General features: G+C 66.6%; 10 protein-coding genes and 1 rRNA gene. 9 read left to right on the top strand and 2 right to left on the bottom strand.

Going from position 1 to position 16,165, the window contains the following annotated elements; all coding sequences use genetic code 11:
- Nucleotides 1-96: 96 nt before the first annotated feature.
- The 3 genes from rrf (at nt 97) to ACY34H_RS04950 (ending at nt 2,468) form a co-directional block, all read left to right on the top strand.
- A 5S ribosomal RNA gene (gene rrf / locus ACY34H_RS04960) occupies nt 97-209 on the top strand.
- Between the two features lie 211 nt (nt 210-420).
- Nucleotides 421-876 (top strand): hypothetical protein, encoded by a 456-nt coding sequence (locus ACY34H_RS04955; RefSeq protein ID WP_464976369.1) that lies wholly within the window; start codon nt 421-423, stop codon nt 874-876.
- A 479-nt stretch (nt 877-1,355) separates the two neighbouring features.
- On the top strand, nt 1,356-2,468 hold the full coding sequence (locus ACY34H_RS04950; RefSeq protein ID WP_464976368.1) for a PEP-CTERM sorting domain-containing protein: 1,113 nt from the start codon (nt 1,356-1,358) through the stop codon (nt 2,466-2,468).
- A gap of 162 nt (nt 2,469-2,630) precedes the next feature.
- On the opposite strand, the gene ACY34H_RS04945 is transcribed toward ACY34H_RS04950, so the two are convergent.
- Nucleotides 2,631-4,073, bottom strand: a complete 1,443-nt coding sequence (locus ACY34H_RS04945; protein WP_464976367.1) for a sensor histidine kinase — start codon at nt 4,071-4,073, stop codon at nt 2,631-2,633.
- Entirely contained in the window at nt 4,073-4,762 is a 690-nt protein-coding gene (locus ACY34H_RS04940; RefSeq protein ID WP_464976366.1) for a response regulator transcription factor, read from the bottom strand. Before ACY34H_RS04940 ends, ACY34H_RS04945 begins: the two co-directional genes overlap by 1 nt.
- 117 nt (nt 4,763-4,879) lie before the next feature.
- Between ACY34H_RS04940 and ACY34H_RS04935 the strand changes: the two genes are divergently transcribed.
- The 6 genes from ACY34H_RS04935 (at nt 4,880) to ACY34H_RS04910 (ending at nt 16,058) form a co-directional block, all read left to right on the top strand.
- On the top strand, nt 4,880-6,169 hold the full coding sequence (locus ACY34H_RS04935; RefSeq protein ID WP_464976365.1) for an ABC transporter substrate-binding protein: 1,290 nt from the start codon (nt 4,880-4,882) through the stop codon (nt 6,167-6,169).
- Nucleotides 6,170-6,185: 16 nt separating this feature from the next.
- Nucleotides 6,186-7,469, top strand: coding sequence for an ABC transporter substrate-binding protein (locus ACY34H_RS04930; protein ID WP_464976364.1), 1,284 nt, complete (start codon nt 6,186-6,188; stop codon nt 7,467-7,469).
- Nucleotides 7,470-7,798: 329 nt separating this feature from the next.
- A complete protein-coding gene (locus ACY34H_RS04925; protein ID WP_464976363.1) occupies nt 7,799-10,792 on the top strand; it encodes a TonB-dependent receptor in 2,994 nt (997 codons plus the stop codon).
- A 69-nt stretch (nt 10,793-10,861) separates the two neighbouring features.
- Nucleotides 10,862-12,133, top strand: a complete 1,272-nt coding sequence (locus ACY34H_RS04920; protein ID WP_464976362.1) for a glycoside hydrolase family 27 protein — start codon at nt 10,862-10,864, stop codon at nt 12,131-12,133.
- 103 nt (nt 12,134-12,236) lie between these two features.
- Entirely contained in the window at nt 12,237-15,089 is a 2,853-nt protein-coding gene (galA, locus tag ACY34H_RS04915) for a beta-galactosidase GalA (RefSeq protein ID WP_464976361.1), read from the top strand.
- Nucleotides 15,090-15,194: 105 nt separating this feature from the next.
- The gene (locus ACY34H_RS04910) at nt 15,195-16,058 is read left to right on the top strand and encodes a glucose 1-dehydrogenase (RefSeq protein ID WP_464976360.1); all 864 of its coding nucleotides are present in this window, start codon (nt 15,195-15,197) and stop codon (nt 16,056-16,058) included.
- Nucleotides 16,059-16,165: the final 107 nt, after the last annotated feature.

Genomic DNA, 16,165 nt, shown 5'->3' with positions numbered 1-16,165 from the left:
TGCATTTACTCTTTGATGAGAGTTACCCTCGCTTTACTTCTTCCGGATTGAGATCGATTGCTGCTCCATCGAGAGCAATCGATCGTACAAGTCATGCCTGATGACCATAGCAAGTCGGTCCCACCCCTTCCCATCCCGAACAGGACCGTGAAACGACTTTGCGCCGATGATAGTGCTGCAACCAGTGTGAAAGTAGGTTATCGTCAGGCTGTTATATAGAGAAACCCCCGTCCAGTGAGCTGGCGGGGGTTTTTCGCATTTGAACGCACGCTTTGCTGATGCCGCGGACTTGGCTCCAAGCCTGTGGTTTTAGTGCTCCGCCGGGCACTGCCCGGTGGTAAGCGTAAAGCCTGCACCGTCTGGACACTTAATAGCTTCAGTCGCCAAGATAGTCCCCACTAGAATTTGGTGGGGACTATCTTGGAGAGTGGAGTTCAACACGGCAGGCGCCGGCGCAGCACGAACTACCCGCTGGAGTTCAAGCGGAAGCTGGCGCAACAGGCATTTCCATCGCCCCTTGGCGGATTAGAACTCCAAATCAGGACCAGTCGCGACAGTTCCGTCGATTTTGCCAAGGTGTGCGGCGACCGCATTATTGCGGACGATGGCGCGGCATTGACGCCTTCCCTGTTCGCCAATCGGCACACGACCGGACGGAATGCATGGCGCTTCGTCTGGCTGCGCTTTCCCGGCGAGGAAGCCTGGGTTCGTGCCGATAACTGCAGGGACCGCTCCAGCGATTTGCCGCGAAAACAGTCCAACGCGAGAACGGAACTGTATAAAACGGTCCAGAAATACAGTGCCGGGCGGTCTAAAACAGTCCAGAGTTCCCGTGGTGGAGGCGATTTCGTTCTCATTCACCCAGCATTTCGCTGATTCGAGATCGTATTAGACCGTACGGGTTTGTTTTAGATCGTATTAGACTGCATATCCAGCAGGGGGCCTGTCCGGCCAGGGCTTGGCATGTCATTGACGCCGGCCGTGGCCGCGTCCGCACTCAAGCGTGCAAGAAAAGACAGCGCGATAGTTCACCGCTCTGCCGCGACATATCTTCATGGCCGGGCTGAGCTCCGCTTCCCAACAGTGCGGCAAGCATCGTCTCGCTTCTTGCCAACGGCCTCAAGACGGCGCAGGGACGACACTTACGCCGGAGGCGGGCCGGCACAGTGCGTGCGAAATAGCCGGAACACGGCGTGCGGCCTTATCGGTTTCGAATCACTGGCAGCGATGAATATGTAACAGTTTCAATGTCTGTTGACACTGGATTTTACGATGGCTAAAGTCGTTAGCATAAGAATAATTCCTACCTGGAGACAACCACCCACCATCGCTTGATCAACTTAAAGGCTCGACACATGAAGACTTCAGCGCGTTTTGCTTTGGCAGCAGCTGCTTTTGTTTGTAGCGTGACCGTTCCTGCCGCTCACGCAGCAGGGAAATTCTGGGATCTTGGTTATGGCATTACTGTTTCGGGTTCTTCTGCTGACGGCAGCGTGATTGGTGCGTATGTCGCAAATGACTCCTATTACATGTGGACCGCTGCCACCGGCGTTACGTCCATCGGTGGGGCGTGGCAGGGTGGGGTGGCCAGCGTGTCGGCTGACGGATCGCGCATATCGGGCTCGGCCTTCGGGAGCGACGGCCTGAACTACGCGGCTTACTACTCGGTCGGCACTGGCCAGTGGACGACACTGGGCGGCATTGGCGGCACCCTGGATACGTCGGCGAGCTCTGGGTGGAACATCTCCGGCGATGGCAAGACTGTGGTTGGCCTCGGGTGGGTTGGCGGTGCCACTGCTCATGCAATCGCGTCCACTCCCGCCGGCGTCATGACCGACCTCGGCTCGATCGGGGGATCGTCACGTGCGAACGCCGTGTCGCATGACGGCAGCATCATCGCTGGATGGGTCGAGCAATCCAACGGGCAGTGGACCGGCGCCTACTGGGATAACGGCACCTTGCATAACATGGTCGATGACCAGGGCAATGCGCTGCAGGAGGCGGGGGCGGTATCGGCTGACGGCAACTGGATAGTCGGGAATGGTTATTACGGTCAGAGCTGGCGATACAACACTCTCACTCAGCAGACAGAGTGGCTGGGCGATCTGGACGCATTGGGAGACTTTCAGGCGGCAACCGGCATCTCGGCGGATGGCCGGATCATTGTTGGCTACGACCGGGGCTTCGGCCCCGCCGGCTTTGGCCAGGGTACCATCTGGATCGAAGGTCAAGGCATGCTGAATTTGACCGATTACCTCACTAGTCAAGGGGTAGACCTTGACGGTCGTACGCTCGCGTTGCCGCTCGGTGTTTCGGCCGACGGCAGAACATTCTACGGCATGGATAGTACCGGCAGCGGTTTTGTCGTTTCGTTGTCACCGGTTCCCGAACCAGCCACGTATGCCATGATGGCCTTGGGACTGGTGGGAATGACCGCGCGCCGGCGCATGCGTCGCGGCAAGAAATGAATCAGCTAATGCGAGACTACGGTTTCGCTTGCCCAACGTAATCGTCATTCAGTGACAGAAAAAACCGCCAGCGCGTGCTGGCGGTTTTTTTGCTTTTGAACTGGCGGAAAATTGGCACCTGTCACCAGTTTTACCTTCAGGCCCGACCCCGCTGCCGGCAGGTCACCGCAGGGGCAGGGTGACGATCACGTCCAGGCCGTGCGGGTCGACGTCTTCCAGCCTGACGCTGCCGCCGTGCCGCGTAATGATCTCGTGCACGATCGCCAGGCCCAGGCCGCAGCCCAGTCCCTGGTCCGTGGCCCGCACGAACCGGTCGAACACGCGGGCATGATCGGCGCGGGCGATGCCCGGTCCGTTGTCGCTGACGCTGATGCGGGCAAGGCCGCCATCGCGCCGGACGGTCACGGTGATCTCGCTGCCGGACCCCGCGTACTCGATGGCGTTGTCCAGGATGTTGACGAGCGCCTCGGTCAGCAGCATCGGGTTGGCCTGCACCCATAATCCGGCAGGATCGCGCTGCGTGTCGACACCGAGATCGGCGCCGGCGCGCAGCGCCTTCGGCACCGCGTCCGCGACGACCTGCTCGACCAGCGCGCCCAGCTCGATCGGCGCGCTCTCCTGTGCCATGGCCGCTTCGGGCTCGGCGCGCGCCAGCATCAGCATGCGGGCGATCAGGTGGGCGCTGCGGGTGGCGCTCTGGTGCAGCATGGTCAGGCGCGCGACCAGCGCAGGGTCGCTGGTGGCGCCCAGCGCCAGTTCGGCGTGGCTGATCAGGCCAGCCAGCGGCGTGCGCAGCTGGTGCGCGGCATCGGCAATGAAGCGCTTCTGGGCGTCGACGTTCTGGCGTACCGCCGCCAGCAGGTTGTTCAGCGCGCGCACCAGCGAACGCAGCTCGCGCGGGGCCGCTTCGGCGCGCAATGGCGTCAGGTCGCTCGGCGAGCGGTCCTCGACCTCGCGGCGCAGGCGCAGCAGCGGCGCGAGCCCGGCGCCGGTGCCGGCCCAGACGATCACCGTCATCAGCATGATCAGCGCCGACAGCGGCAGCAGGGTGTCGAGCAGGATCCGCTTCCAGATGGATTCGCGCGCCGCCACGCCGCGCGCCACCTGCACCAGCATCCATTGCTGGCGTCCATCCACTTCGCCGTTCTTGAGGAACAGCGCCGCGACCCGCACCCGGGCGGGGCCCGGCGTGGCTTCCGACTGGTCCGGCACCATTTCGCCGTCATAGAAGTAGGGATCGTTCGGGCGCGGCCGCATGTGCGCGGGCGGCAGCGGAATCGCGTTGTTACCCAGGATGAACCTGCCGGGCGGCGTGCTGACGGTGTACAGGAAACGGTCGTTCGGATCGGCTTCCAGGATGTTCTGCGCGGCGCGCGGAAGATCGATCAGCAGGCCGTTGCCGATCGGCTTGACCTGGCGCGCCAGCGTGCGCGCGGCCTGCGACAGCGTGGCGTCAGCGGCTTCGTTGACGTAGTTGACCGCCAGGCGGTAGGTCGCGACGCCGCCGGCAACCCACAACACCAGCTGCGGCAGCAGCACCCAGGCCACCAGCTGTCCGCGCAGCGACCAGTCGGCCGCCAGCCTCCGGCGCTTTGGCCCCGGCATCAGCCGCGCGCGCCCGCGGGGTCGGTTTCCAGCAGATAGCCCAGGCCGCGTACGGTCCTGATCACGACGCCGGAACTGTCGAGCTTGCGGCGCAGCCGGTAGATATGCACTTCCGCCGAATTGCCGCTGCCGTCGTCGTTCCACAAGGCGGCAATCTGGTCCTTGCGGACCACCTTGCCGGTATTGGCCAGCAGCAGGTCGAGCAGGACCGCTTCGCGCGGGCTCAGTTCGACCAGCTCGGCATTGATCATGGCGCGGCGCGTCTCGCGGTCGAAGCGCAGCGCGCCCGCGCTCAGTTCGGCGAAGGTGCCGGCGCCGCTGCGGGCGTGGCGCGAGCGGCGCAGCACCGCGCGCAGGCGCGCCTCCAGTTCGGAAAAGATGAACGGCTTGGTGATGAAATCGTCCGCGCCGCCATTCAGGCTGGCCAGCCGCGTGTCGAGCTTGTCGAGCGCCGTCAGGATCACCACCGGCAATTCCGGGCGCACCGCGCGCACCTTCTTCAGCACGCTCAGGCCGTCGACCATCGGCAGGCCCAGGTCGATGATGGCGATGTCGTAGGGTTGATTGATCAGCAGGAATTCGGCGACGGGGCCGTTGGGCGCGTGCTGCACGACGAATCCCGCCTGTGCCAGCTGGGCGCTCAGGCCGGCTGCGAGAATCTGGTCGTCTTCCGCGAGTAGTAGTTGCATTGCGCGATATTAACGGGTTATGGCAGCCGCTTCAACGCCGGCCGATGCCCGCCCCGGCTTTCCCGGCAGACCGGTTGCGTGATAATGTCCGGCTCTCTCGATGCGAAGGAGCCGCGTTTGACGCCACCCCGGAATCCATTACGGCATTCACCCCGTTCCAGCACCCGTGCGGCGATTTTGCTGGCGATGCTGGCGTGCGGTGGCATCCGTACGGCGGCGGCCGGCGAGCTCGAAGTGCTGCATTACTGGAGCGGCGCCGAGTATGCCGGCGCCATGACGCTGCTGCGCGGCGGCATGGCGGCGCAGGGCCACGACTGGCGCGACTTCGGCGCGACCGACGATCAACCCGCCGTCTCGCTGCTGCGCAAGCGGGTGTCGGCCGGCGATGCTCCGGCGGCGGCGCAGATGATGCCGGTGGATGCGATCGGCCAGTGGGGCCGCCGGGGCGCGCTCGGCGGGATCGATCGGCTGGCCAGGACCGAGCGGTGGGACAGGCTGCTGCCGCCGGCGGTCGCCGCCACGCTCAAGTACCGCGGCAGCTATGTCGCCGTGCCCATCCACCTGCATCGCAATAACTGGCTGTGGATGAACGCCTCGGTGCTGGCGCGTGCCGGGGTCCGGGCACCCGGCACGTGGGATGAGTTCTTCGCCGTTGCCGAAGCGATCCGGCGCGCCGGCTTCGTGCCGCTGGCGCATGGCGGCCAGCGGTGGCAGAACCTGCACCTGCTGGAAACCGTGGTGGTCGGAAGCGCCGGCCCGGGTTTCTATCGGCAGGCACTGCTGGAGCTCGATCCGGCCGCGCTGGCCAGTCCCGACATGGAGCGCGCCCTGCTGACCTTCCGGCGCCTGAAGCAGTACACCGACACGCGCCGGCCGGAACGCGACTGGACCACTGCCTCGCAGGAGCTGATACGCGGCCTGGCCGGCATGCAGCTGATGGGCGAATGGGCCGGTCCGCTGTTCGCCGAGGCACAGGCAGCGGGGCGGCTGGACTACGCCTGCGCCGCGGCGCCGGTGAGCGCGGCGGGCGACACGCCGGGCTATATCTTCGCGCTGGATTCGGTCGTGATGTTCAAGGTTGCGCCGGCCAGGGCCGGCGCGCAGCGCGATTTCGCGGCGGCGCTGATGTCGCCACCGGTCCAGCGGCAGCTGAACCTGGCGAAGGGCGGGCTGCCGCCGCGCCTGGACGCCGACCTGGCGCCGTTCGGGCGCTGTGCCCGGGCTTCCGGCGCGGCGTACCGGCTCGCGGCCCGCGACGGCACGCTGGTGCCGAGCATGGGCGTCGGGGTGAGGCCGGCCGTAGTCGACGCGCTGCAGGACATCGTCACCGACTTCTGGCGCGACGAGCGGATCGCTCCACGCACGGTGGTGGAGCGCATGATCGCCGCGGGGCGCCAGCGACCATGATGACGGCATGCAGGCCATGACCATACGCGCACCGATGCTGCTGGCCCTGGCGCTGGCCCTGTCCGGCAGTGCCGCCGGCAGCGGCGCGGCGACCCTGGAAGTGCTCAATCATCTCGAGACCGGGCCCGACCAGCGGGCCGCCCAGGTGCTGCAGGCCGCGCTGCGCGCGCGCGGGCATGAGTGGATCGATTTCGCCGTTGCCAATGGCGCCGAGGGGATGGCCGCGACCCTGCTCGACTCCCGCATACGGCTGCGCAATCCACCCGCCGTGGCGCAGATGAAGGGCCCGGTCATCGCCGCCATGGCCCGCCGTGGCCTGCTGCTGCCGCTCGACGAGCTGGCGCGCGCCGAACGCTGGGATGCAACGCTGCCCCCGGTGGTGGCCGACGCCATGAAGCACCAGGGCCGCTATGTCGGCGTGCCGCTCAATATCCACCGCATCAACTGGCTGTGGATCAACCAGCGCATCCTGAAGCAGTCGGGCGCGCGCGCGCCGGCCAGCTGGGACGAGTTCTTCGCCACGGCCGAGGCCATGAAGCGCGCCGGCCATACGGCACTGGCCTATGGCGGCCATGCGTGGGAAGAACAGCTGCTGTTCGAAAGCGTGGCGCTGGGCGTGGGCGGGCCGGCGTTCTACCGCCAGGCCCTGGTCGCGCACGATCCCGCCCAGCTCACCGGGGCCACGATGGCGCGGGTGCTGCAGACGTTCCGGCGCATCCGGGCCTATACCGGCGCCGCGCAGGGGGCGCCCCGGCAGCAGGGCGCGGCCGTGGCGATGGCCAGCGGCGCCGCGGGCATGCTGCTGATGGGCGACTGGGCCAATCCGCACCTGTACCCGGCGGCCCGCAAGCGGGGCGACAGCTTCGCCTGCGTGCCGTCGCCCGGGACGGCCGGCAGCTTTTCCTATGTGGTCGATTCGTTCGCCATGTTCAAGGGCCCCGCCGGCCAGCAGCGCGGCCAGCACGATCTCGCGGCGCTGGTCATGTCGGTGGGCGTGCAGCAAGGCTTCAACCTGCACAAGGGCTCGATCCCGGCCCGCACGGGCGTGGCGCTGGATGGCTACGGTCCGTGCGCGCGCCAGGCCGCCGCCGCGTTCCAGGGCGCGACGCGCGACGGCACGCTGGTGCCGGCGCTGGCCATGGTGCTGGCGCCGGAGCTCGAGCAGGCCTTCCGGGATGTGCTGAGCGAATTCTGGAACGACGAGCGCATCGCGCCCGAGACGGCCATGCGCCGCCTGGTCGCGATCACGCGCAAACCGCCGGCGCCGGCTGCCGCACCGCGCCCGTCCGGCGCTCCGTGAGCGTCATCCAGGGTTCATTCAAGGTTCATCTACCTGAATGGCGGCGCCTCCGCCGCATGCCTGGCGCTCAATCGTTCCAGCATTTTTCCGCCTGCCTCGGGCCAGCGTTGCTTTCCGGGCACGCTTGTTTAGTAAGCACCGCGAAATAACTCCCTATCTGCACGGCGGCCTTGACGCTGCAGAGGCCATGATTCATCGTTCCACTTGAAATCTTTCGTATATCTTCCGTTCAGGTTGATGGCGAAAATAGGAACGGCATGCATGGGCGCGCCGTAAAAAAACAGACCAGGCTCGCCATCGCGCGGCCTGGCCCATCAGGAGGGGACAACATGAAACGAACCAGCAGGACCGTCATTGCGATGGCGGTAGCCCAGCTCGCATGGATGGCCGGCGCCGCGCATGCGCAGGAAGCCGACGCCAGTTCGGTGGTGGTGGTTACCGGCCAGCGCGCCGCACTCAATTCGGCGCAGAAGATCAAGCAGGATGCCGACGAGATCGTCGATTCGGTCGTCGCCGACGACATCGGCAAGCTGCCGGACCGCTCGGTCACCGAGGTGCTGCAGCGCGTGGTGGGCGTGAGCATCAACCGCCAGGCCGGCGACAACGAACGCTTCTCGGTCGAAGGCGCCGGCGTCAACATCCGCGGCCTGAACTACGTGCGCTCGGAACTGAACGGGCGCGAGGCCTTCGCGGCCAACGGCGGGCGCTCGCTCAGCTGGGGCGACATTCCGCCCGAACTGATGTCCGGCGTGGACGTCTACAAGAACCCGTCGGCCGAACAGACCGAAGGCGGCATTTCCGGCCTGGTCAACCTGCGCACCGCGCTGCCGTTCGACTTCAAGGGCCAGCGCGTCGGCGGTTCGCTGGAGGTGACCCACTCGACGCTGAGGAAAGGCAAGCCGGACCTGTCGGGCTCCCTGCTGTACTCGAACCGCTGGAAGAGCAGCCTGGGCGAGTGGGGCGTGCTGTTCGATATCGCCTCGTCGGACAGCTCGACCCGCACCGATACCTTCCAGTTCGAACCGTTCTACCCGCGCACGGACATCGAGCCGGGGCGCACCGTGTGGATCCCCAAGGGCGCGCAGTGGCGCACCTACGAGTACGACCGCAAGCGCCAGGGCGCATACGCCGCCCTGCAATGGCGCATGAAGGACGTGCGCAGCCATCTGACCCTGTTCCAGTCGCGCTACAAGGACAATGCGCTGGAGCAGTCGATCTTCTCGTCGGCCGCCCCGTACGACCTGCGGGTGTCCGACGCCACCTACGACGAGCAGGGCGCGCTGCTGACCGGTACCATCAGCGATGCGACCAACGGCGGCATCCCGTTCAGCAACGCGGGCGGCTTCAACAAGGGCAATTCAAAAACCACCGACATCGGCTGGAACCTGCAGTGGAAAGTGTCGGATGACTGGACCCTGTCCAGCGACCTGCAGCGCACCACCTCGAAGGCGGACGCCTTTTCGTCGGCGGTGGGCCTGGGCATGCTGATGCCGAGCCAGCGCCTCGACTACCGAGGCAAGCTGCCGAGCATCGAGTTTACCGACGCGCAGCGCACCTTCCTGGCCGACCCCGCGAACTACTACTGGGGCAGCACGATGGAGCACATGCACAGGAATACCGGCGAGATGAAGGCGTGGAAGGGCGATGCCCGCTACACCTTCGACCATCCGGTGCTGCGCGACCTGCGCTTCGGCGTGCGCCTGACCGAGCGCGATGCGCTGACGGTCAACTCCGATCCCAGCTACAACTGGAAGGGCGTGACGCAGCCGTGGATGGTGGACTGGGACATCGGCAAGCTGGCCTACCTCAGCGACCCGCGCTTCAACGCGCCGACCGTGACGAACAGCTTCCCGAACTTCTTCGGCGGCGACATCAGCGTGCCGGCGGTGGTATTCCCGGCGCCCAGCGTGGCGGCCGGCTATCCCGACTCGTACCAGCTGCTGCACTCCTACCACATGCTGCTGTGCCAGGAGCAGAGGGTGGTCCTCGGCGGCGGCAGCTGCGAGGCGTGGACGCCCGCGCGCTTCGGCGGCGACAACCCGGCCGGCACCAACGACCAGCGCGAGAAGACCCGTGCCTTCTATACCCAGCTGCGCTTCGGCTTCGACAACCTGGCCTACCCTGTCGACGGCAACATCGGCGTGCGCTACGTGCAGACCCGTTCCCGGTCGCGCGGCTACACCTCGTTCCGGCCCGGCGCGGCTCTGCCCGAGGGCGCCCAGGTCACCGGCCTGCCGGTGCCGGTCATCCCCGCGTTCGAAGAGCGGCGCGACGTGAAGAACGATTACAACAACGTGCTGCCCACCTTGAACCTGCGCCTGAAGGCCACCGACAAGCTGCAGTTCCGCGCGGCGTTCGGCACCTCGATGTCGCGCCCGGACTTCGCCGACCTGCAGGCCTACACCTTCATGTCGCAGGACGTCGACTCCGTGCTCAACGAAGCCACCGGCGTCACCACCGTGACCGCGGTGCGCCGCACCGGCACCGCGGAAGGCAATCCATCGCTCAAGGCGATCACCTCGCGCCAGCTCGACCTCACGGCCGAATGGTATTTCGCCAACTCCGGCTCGCTGACGCTGGCGCTGTTCGGCAAGCGCCTGAAGGATGTGATCATCGACCAGACGGTGTCGATCGCCCTGCCGGACGTGCAGGGCAATCTTCAGCAGTTCCTGGTGACGTCGCCGGTCAACGGCGCGCGCGGCACGGTGCGCGGCGCCGAGATCGCCTACCAGCAGTACTTTGACGGCCTGCCAGACTGGCTGAAAGGGCTCGGCCTGCAGGCCAACTACACCTACGTCGACAGCCACCGAAAGCTGTACAACCCGGTGCGCAGCGAGTTCTGCTCGGGCAGCGAAGGCGGCGCCGCCAACATCAACCTGAACATGAACGGCTGCGACATCGACGGGCGTACCTTCGGCGACCTGCCGCTGCCGCAGATGTCGAAGAACGCCTACAACGTGGCGATCCTGTTCGACCGCGGCCCATGGTCGGCGCGCCTGGCCTACAACTGGCGCTCGCGCTACTTCCTCAGCACCAACACCAACGGCACGCGCGGCTCGGACGGCACCGACACCAACCCGGCCAGCCCGGACTTTGGCGAGCGCAACGTGGCCTGGGGCCTGCCGCTGTGGGCGGACGATTACGGCCAGCTCGATGGCGGCGTGTCGTACAAGTTCAGCGAGAACTTCAAGATCGACTTCCAGGCGCAGAACCTGAGCGATGCGCGCTATGGCCAGACCATGCACCAGCGGATCGGCGACAAGCGCCGCGCCCACTTCGTCTCCGGCCCGCGCTACAGCCTGCGCGCGGGATATTCGTTCTGAACCATCTTACCAACTGATGCGGCCAGCGGCGCTTCCGGCGCCGCCCGCATCGCTTTAACCAGAAGAGCCATGATGAAAGTACGACTGCCACGACTGATGCTCGGCGCCCTGTTCGCCGCGCCCCTTGCCGTTTCCCTTGCAGCATCCGAAGCGCATGCCCAGGCCAGCGTCAAGCCCGCCGCCGCCACCGCCCCGGCCAAGTTCACCGAACTGGCGAAGACCCCGCAGATGGGCTGGAACACCTGGAACACCTTCGCCTGCGATATCAATGAACAGCTGATCCGCGAATCGGCCGATGCGATGGTCTCGAGCGGCATGCGCGAGGCCGGCTATGTGTACGTCAACATCGACGACTGCTGGCACGGCAAGCGCGACGAGAACGGCTTCATCCAGCCCGATCCGGAGCGCTTCCCGTCCGGCATGAAGGCGCTGGCCGACTACGTCCATGCCCGCGGGCTCAAGCTGGGCATCTACTCGGATGCCGGCGCGCACACCTGCGCCGGCAAGCCGGGCAGCCGCGGCCATGAGTACCAGGATGCGCTGACCTATGCGCGCTGGGGCATCGACTACCTGAAGTACGACTGGTGCGATACCGAGGGATTGAACTCGAAGGGGGCCTACACCACCATGCGCGACGCGCTGCGCGCCGCTGGCCGGCCAATCCTGTTCGCCATCTGCGAGTGGGGCGACACCAAGCCGTGGGACTGGGCGGCGGACGTGGGCCATTCGTGGCGCACCACGGGCGACATCTACCCGTGCTGGGACTGCGACTTCAACCGCGGCACCTGGTCGTCGTGGGGCGTGCTGCCGATCCTCGACAAGCAGGCCGGCCTGCGCAAGCACTCCGGGCCGGGGCGCTGGAACGACATGGACATGATGGAAGTCGGCAAGGGCATGACCGAGGACGAGGACAAGGCGCACTTCTCGATCTGGGCCATGATGAATTCCCCGCTGATCGCCGGGAACGATATCCGCAAGATGTCTGCCACCACCCGCAAGATCCTGACCAACCGCGCCATCATCGCCCTCAACCAGGACGAGCGCGGCATCCAGGCGTGGCGCTTCATGAACGACGGCCAGCTCGACATGTATGCCAAGCCGCTGGCCAACGGCGAGTGGGCGCTGATGTTCCTGAACCGGGCCGACAAGGCGCGCAGCTACCGGTTCGACTGGAACGAGCATGAACTGAAGGATGAATTCACTCACAACCAGGTCCACTTCGGCAAGGTGCGCCACAGCTTCACCGAACTGTGGAGCGGCGCCACCGGCGACACCGCCAGGCCGTATGCCATGAATGTGCCGGCGCACGGCGTGGTGGTGCTGCACCTGCGCCCCCGATAAGATCCAGTTCGCACCGTGTCTCCTCTTCGGCGCCCCTCGGGGCGCTATTTTTCCCGAAGCCGGCCCTGCATTGCCGAACCATTTACTCATTCACGGAGACCGCATGTGGTATTCGTTCAAGCGCGCCTTGCTGGCGCTGTCGTTGTTTGCATGGCTGATGCCGGCCGGCGCGCAGGCACCGCGCGAGCGCATCAATATCGACCAGGATTGGCGCTTCGCCCACGGCCACGCCCATGACGCCCGCCAGGATTTCGGCCATGGCCTGCGGGCGTTCTTCTTTGCCAAGGCCGGCTACGGCGACGGCCCGGCCGCGCCGGGCTTCAAGGATGCCGGCTGGCGCCGGGTCGACCTGCCACACGACTGGGCGGTGGAACTGCCGTTCGATGCGCGCGGCAATACCAACCATGGCTCGAAGGCGATCGGCCGGGCCTTCCCGGAAAACAGCGTGGGCTGGTACCGCAAGACCATCGAGATCCCGGCCAGCGACCGGGGACGACGCATCGCGCTGGAATTCGACGGCGCCTACCGCGACAGCGTGGTCTGGGTCAACGGCCACTATATCGGCCGTGAGCCCAGCGGCTATTCGGGCTTCCGCCACGACATTACCGATTATCTCGACTATGGCGGCACCAACCTGATCGCCGTGCGTGTCGACGCCACGATGGAGGAGGGCTGGTTCTATGAAGGTGCCGGCATCTACCGGCACGTCTGGCTGACCAAGACCGCGCCGCTGCACGTGGCACAGTGGGGCACGTTCGTGAAAACCACCGTGGCCGACGGACGCGCCGCCATCGAAGTTGACCTGACCGTGCGCAACGACGCCGGCCAGGCCGCGCGCTTCGCGGTCGAGCACCGCATCCTCGATGCGGACGGGCGCACGCTGGCGCATATCCGCGCCGCCGGCCTGTCGGTCGGCGCCGCCGCCACGGGCGATTCCCGCCAGCGCCTGGCGCTGGCGAAACCGCGCCTGTGGTCGCTCGACGACCCGCACCTGTACCTGCTGCGCACCACGCTGCTGCTGGACGGCCGGATCGTCGACAGCTACGACACCCGCTTCGGCATCCGCACCGTGTCGTTCGACCCGGACAAGGGCTTTTCCCTGAACGGCAAGCCGATCAAGCTGCAGGGCACCAACAACCACCAGGACCACGCCGGCGTCGGCGTGGCGCTGCCGGATGGCCTGCAGGACTGGCGCCTGAAACAGCTGAAATCGTTCGGCGTCAATGCCTACCGGACTGCCCACCATCCGCCGACCCCGGAGCTGCTGGATGCCGCCGACCGCCTCGGCATGCTGGTCATCGATGAACATCGCATGATGGGTACCTCGCCCGAGATCGTCTCTCAGCTGGAGCGCCTGGTGCGGCGCGACCGCAACCATCCCAGCGTGATCCTGTGGTCGGTGGGGAACGAGGAATGGGCGCTGGAAGGCAATCCGCTGGGCACCCACCTGGCGCAGCAGATGCACGCCATCGTCAAGCGGCTGGATCCGACGCGCCGCACCTCGGTGGCCACCAGTTCGTCCGGCCGCGGCACGTCGGTCGGCGCCGACGTGATCGGCTTTAACTACGGTGCCCAGCACGACGTCGACGCCTTCCACCGCGCCCATCCCGGCAAGCCGGCCGTCATGAGCGAGGAGGGTTCGACGCTCACCACGCGCGGCATCTATGTCGACGAGCGCGCCAGGGTGCACCTGAACGCCTACGACCGCCAGGGCCGGCCGGGCAACAGCCTGAGTATCGAGGAAGGCTGGCGCCGCGTGCGGGAGCGCGACTGGATGTCCGGCATGTTCATCTGGACCGGCTTCGACTACCGCGGCGAGACCACGCCGTTCGGCTGGCCCGCGGTATCGTCGCAGTTCGGCATGACCGACACCACCGGGGTGTTGAAGGACACCGCCTACTACCTGAAGGCCTGGTGGCGGCCGGAGCCGGTGGTGCACATCCTGCCGCACTGGAACTGGCCGGGCAGGGATGGACAGGCCATCGACGTGCGCGTCTACAGCAATGGCGACGAGGTCGAACTGTTGCAGGACGGCCGTTCGCTGGGCCGCAAGCCGATGGTACGCGATTCGCACCTGCGCTGGAGCGTACCCTACGCGCCCGGCAGGCTGGAAGCCGTGGCGTACCGGCGCGGCGCGAGAGTGGCCGACACCGCGGTGGCGACCACCGGCGCACCCGCGACCGTCCATCTGTCGGGCGATACCGGCCGGCTTGCCGCCGATGGCCGCGCCATCGCCGTCGTGTGGGTCAACGTCCGCGACCGCGAAGGGCGCCAGGTGCCGACCGCGTCGGACCGTGTCGATTTCGCGGTCAGCGGGCCGCTGCGCATCATTGGCGTGGGCAATGGCGATCCGGGATCGCACGAAGCCGACCGGCCGGCCGAGCGCCACGCGTTCGTTCCGCTGTCGGGCTGGCGCACGCTGGCGCTGGACGGGCCGGATGCCTCCGCCGGCCTGGCGCCCGACGCCGACATGGCAAGCTGGCGCGATCCGGCGCAATGGCTGCCGCCCGAGCGGCAGCCGGCGCGCACGCCCTACATGGTGCTGCGCGGGGAGTTTGCCCGTCCGCTACTCACTGCCGGCCAGAGCGCCATGTTGTTCCTCGACAGGCTCGATCCGGCCCAGCAGGTGCATGTCAATGGCCGGCTGGCGACGCCGCACGTGGTCGACGGCAGCCCGGCCGTGCTGCTCGACGCGGCACAGCTGCGCGACCGGAACAGCCTGGCCTACGTGCTGCCCACGCCGCCCGACGGCGTGGCCGGGCTGTACGACCGCTCGGCCGGCACAAGCCGCTGGGGCAGCGTGCGCGTCACCACGGCCGCCGCGCCATGGCGGCGCAGCCTGTTCAATGGCTGGGCCCAGGTGATCGTGCAGTCGACCGGCGAACCGGGCACCGGCACGCTGACGGCGACGGCGCCCGGCCTCCCTGCGGCAACCCTGCAGTTCGACATGCGCTGACGGGAAAGGGCGGTGCACGCAGTTTCCGGTCTTCAAGCGTGCACCGCATCTTTGCCAGCTCCTTATAGTGATGCCCTTCTTTTGATGTCATCACAGGAGAAGACCATGTCACAGCCATCGCAACAAGCAACGCAACAGCCAGCACAACAGCAGCAGCCACCCGGCACCGAACAGCAGATGCGCCCGGCCGCCGACCACGGCGAAACCAGCTACCGCGGCGCGGGCAAGCTGCAGGACAAGGCCACCGTGATCACAGGTGCCGACAGCGGCATCGGCCGCGCGGTGGCGATCGCCTTTGCGCGCGAAGGCGCGGACGTGCTGATTTCGTACCTGAACGAAGACGACGATGCCCGCGAAACGGCCCGGTGGGTCGAGGAGGCGGGCAGGAAGGCGGTACTGGTGCGCGGCGACCTGGCCGATCCGGCGCACTGCCGCGCCGTCATCGCCAGGGCGGTGGAGGCATTCGGACGCATCGACGTGCTGGTCAACAATGCCGCCTTCCAGATGACCCGCGAGTCGCTGGACGAGATTCCCGACGAGGAATGGGATTACACGTTCCAGACCAACATCACCGCGATGTTCCACCTGTGCAAAGCGGCCGTGCCGCACATGCAGCCGGGTTCGTCGATCATCAATACCGCCTCCGTCAACGCCGATACGCCCAAGCCCAAGCTGCTGGCGTATTCGGCGACCAAGGGCGCCATCGTCAACTTCAGCGGCGGCCTGGCGCAGCTGCTGGCGGAACAGGGCATCCGCGTGAATTCGGTGGCCCCGGGCCCCATCTGGACGCCGCTGATCCCGTCCACCATGCCGCCCGAACAGGTGGAGAGCTTCGGCCAGCAGGTGCCGATGAAGCGGCCCGGCCAGCCGGCCGAACTGGCGCCCACCTACGTGCTGCTGGCATCGAACGACGGCAGCTATATATCCGGCGCGCGGATCGCCGTCACCGGCGGCGTGCCGGTCATCTAGCGACAGTTCGACCCGGCATCGGCCGCGGACGGCGTGGCCGTGGATGCGAGGGGATGCGGGGCGCAGGTTGGCGGTCAGCTTCTGCAATATATTAAGGATTTGATAAG

Source organism: Pseudoduganella sp. jia 9 (assembly GCF_055502615.1).
The sequence above is the reverse complement of the archived record's forward strand: the minus strand, read 5'-3'. Positions and strand labels throughout refer to the sequence as shown.

What these genes read in the sequence shown, in the direction of transcription:
- ACY34H_RS04910 (WP_464976360.1), top strand. Translation starts at nt 15,195, where the DNA reads ATGTCACAGCCATCGCAACAAGCAACGCAACAGCCAGCACAACAGCAG.
- ACY34H_RS04930 (WP_464976364.1), top strand. Translation starts at nt 6,186, where the DNA reads ATGACCATACGCGCACCGATGCTGCTGGCCCTGGCGCTGGCCCTGTCC.
- ACY34H_RS04925 (WP_464976363.1), top strand. Translation starts at nt 7,799, where the DNA reads ATGAAACGAACCAGCAGGACCGTCATTGCGATGGCGGTAGCCCAGCTC.
- ACY34H_RS04945 (WP_464976367.1), bottom strand. Translation starts at nt 4,073, where the DNA reads ATGCCGGGGCCAAAGCGCCGGAGGCTGGCGGCCGACTGGTCGCTGCGC.
- galA (WP_464976361.1), top strand. Translation starts at nt 12,237, where the DNA reads ATGTGGTATTCGTTCAAGCGCGCCTTGCTGGCGCTGTCGTTGTTTGCA.
- ACY34H_RS04950 (WP_464976368.1), top strand. Translation starts at nt 1,356, where the DNA reads ATGAAGACTTCAGCGCGTTTTGCTTTGGCAGCAGCTGCTTTTGTTTGT.
- ACY34H_RS04920 (WP_464976362.1), top strand. Translation starts at nt 10,862, where the DNA reads ATGATGAAAGTACGACTGCCACGACTGATGCTCGGCGCCCTGTTCGCC.
- ACY34H_RS04940 (WP_464976366.1), bottom strand. Translation starts at nt 4,762, where the DNA reads ATGCAACTACTACTCGCGGAAGACGACCAGATTCTCGCAGCCGGCCTG.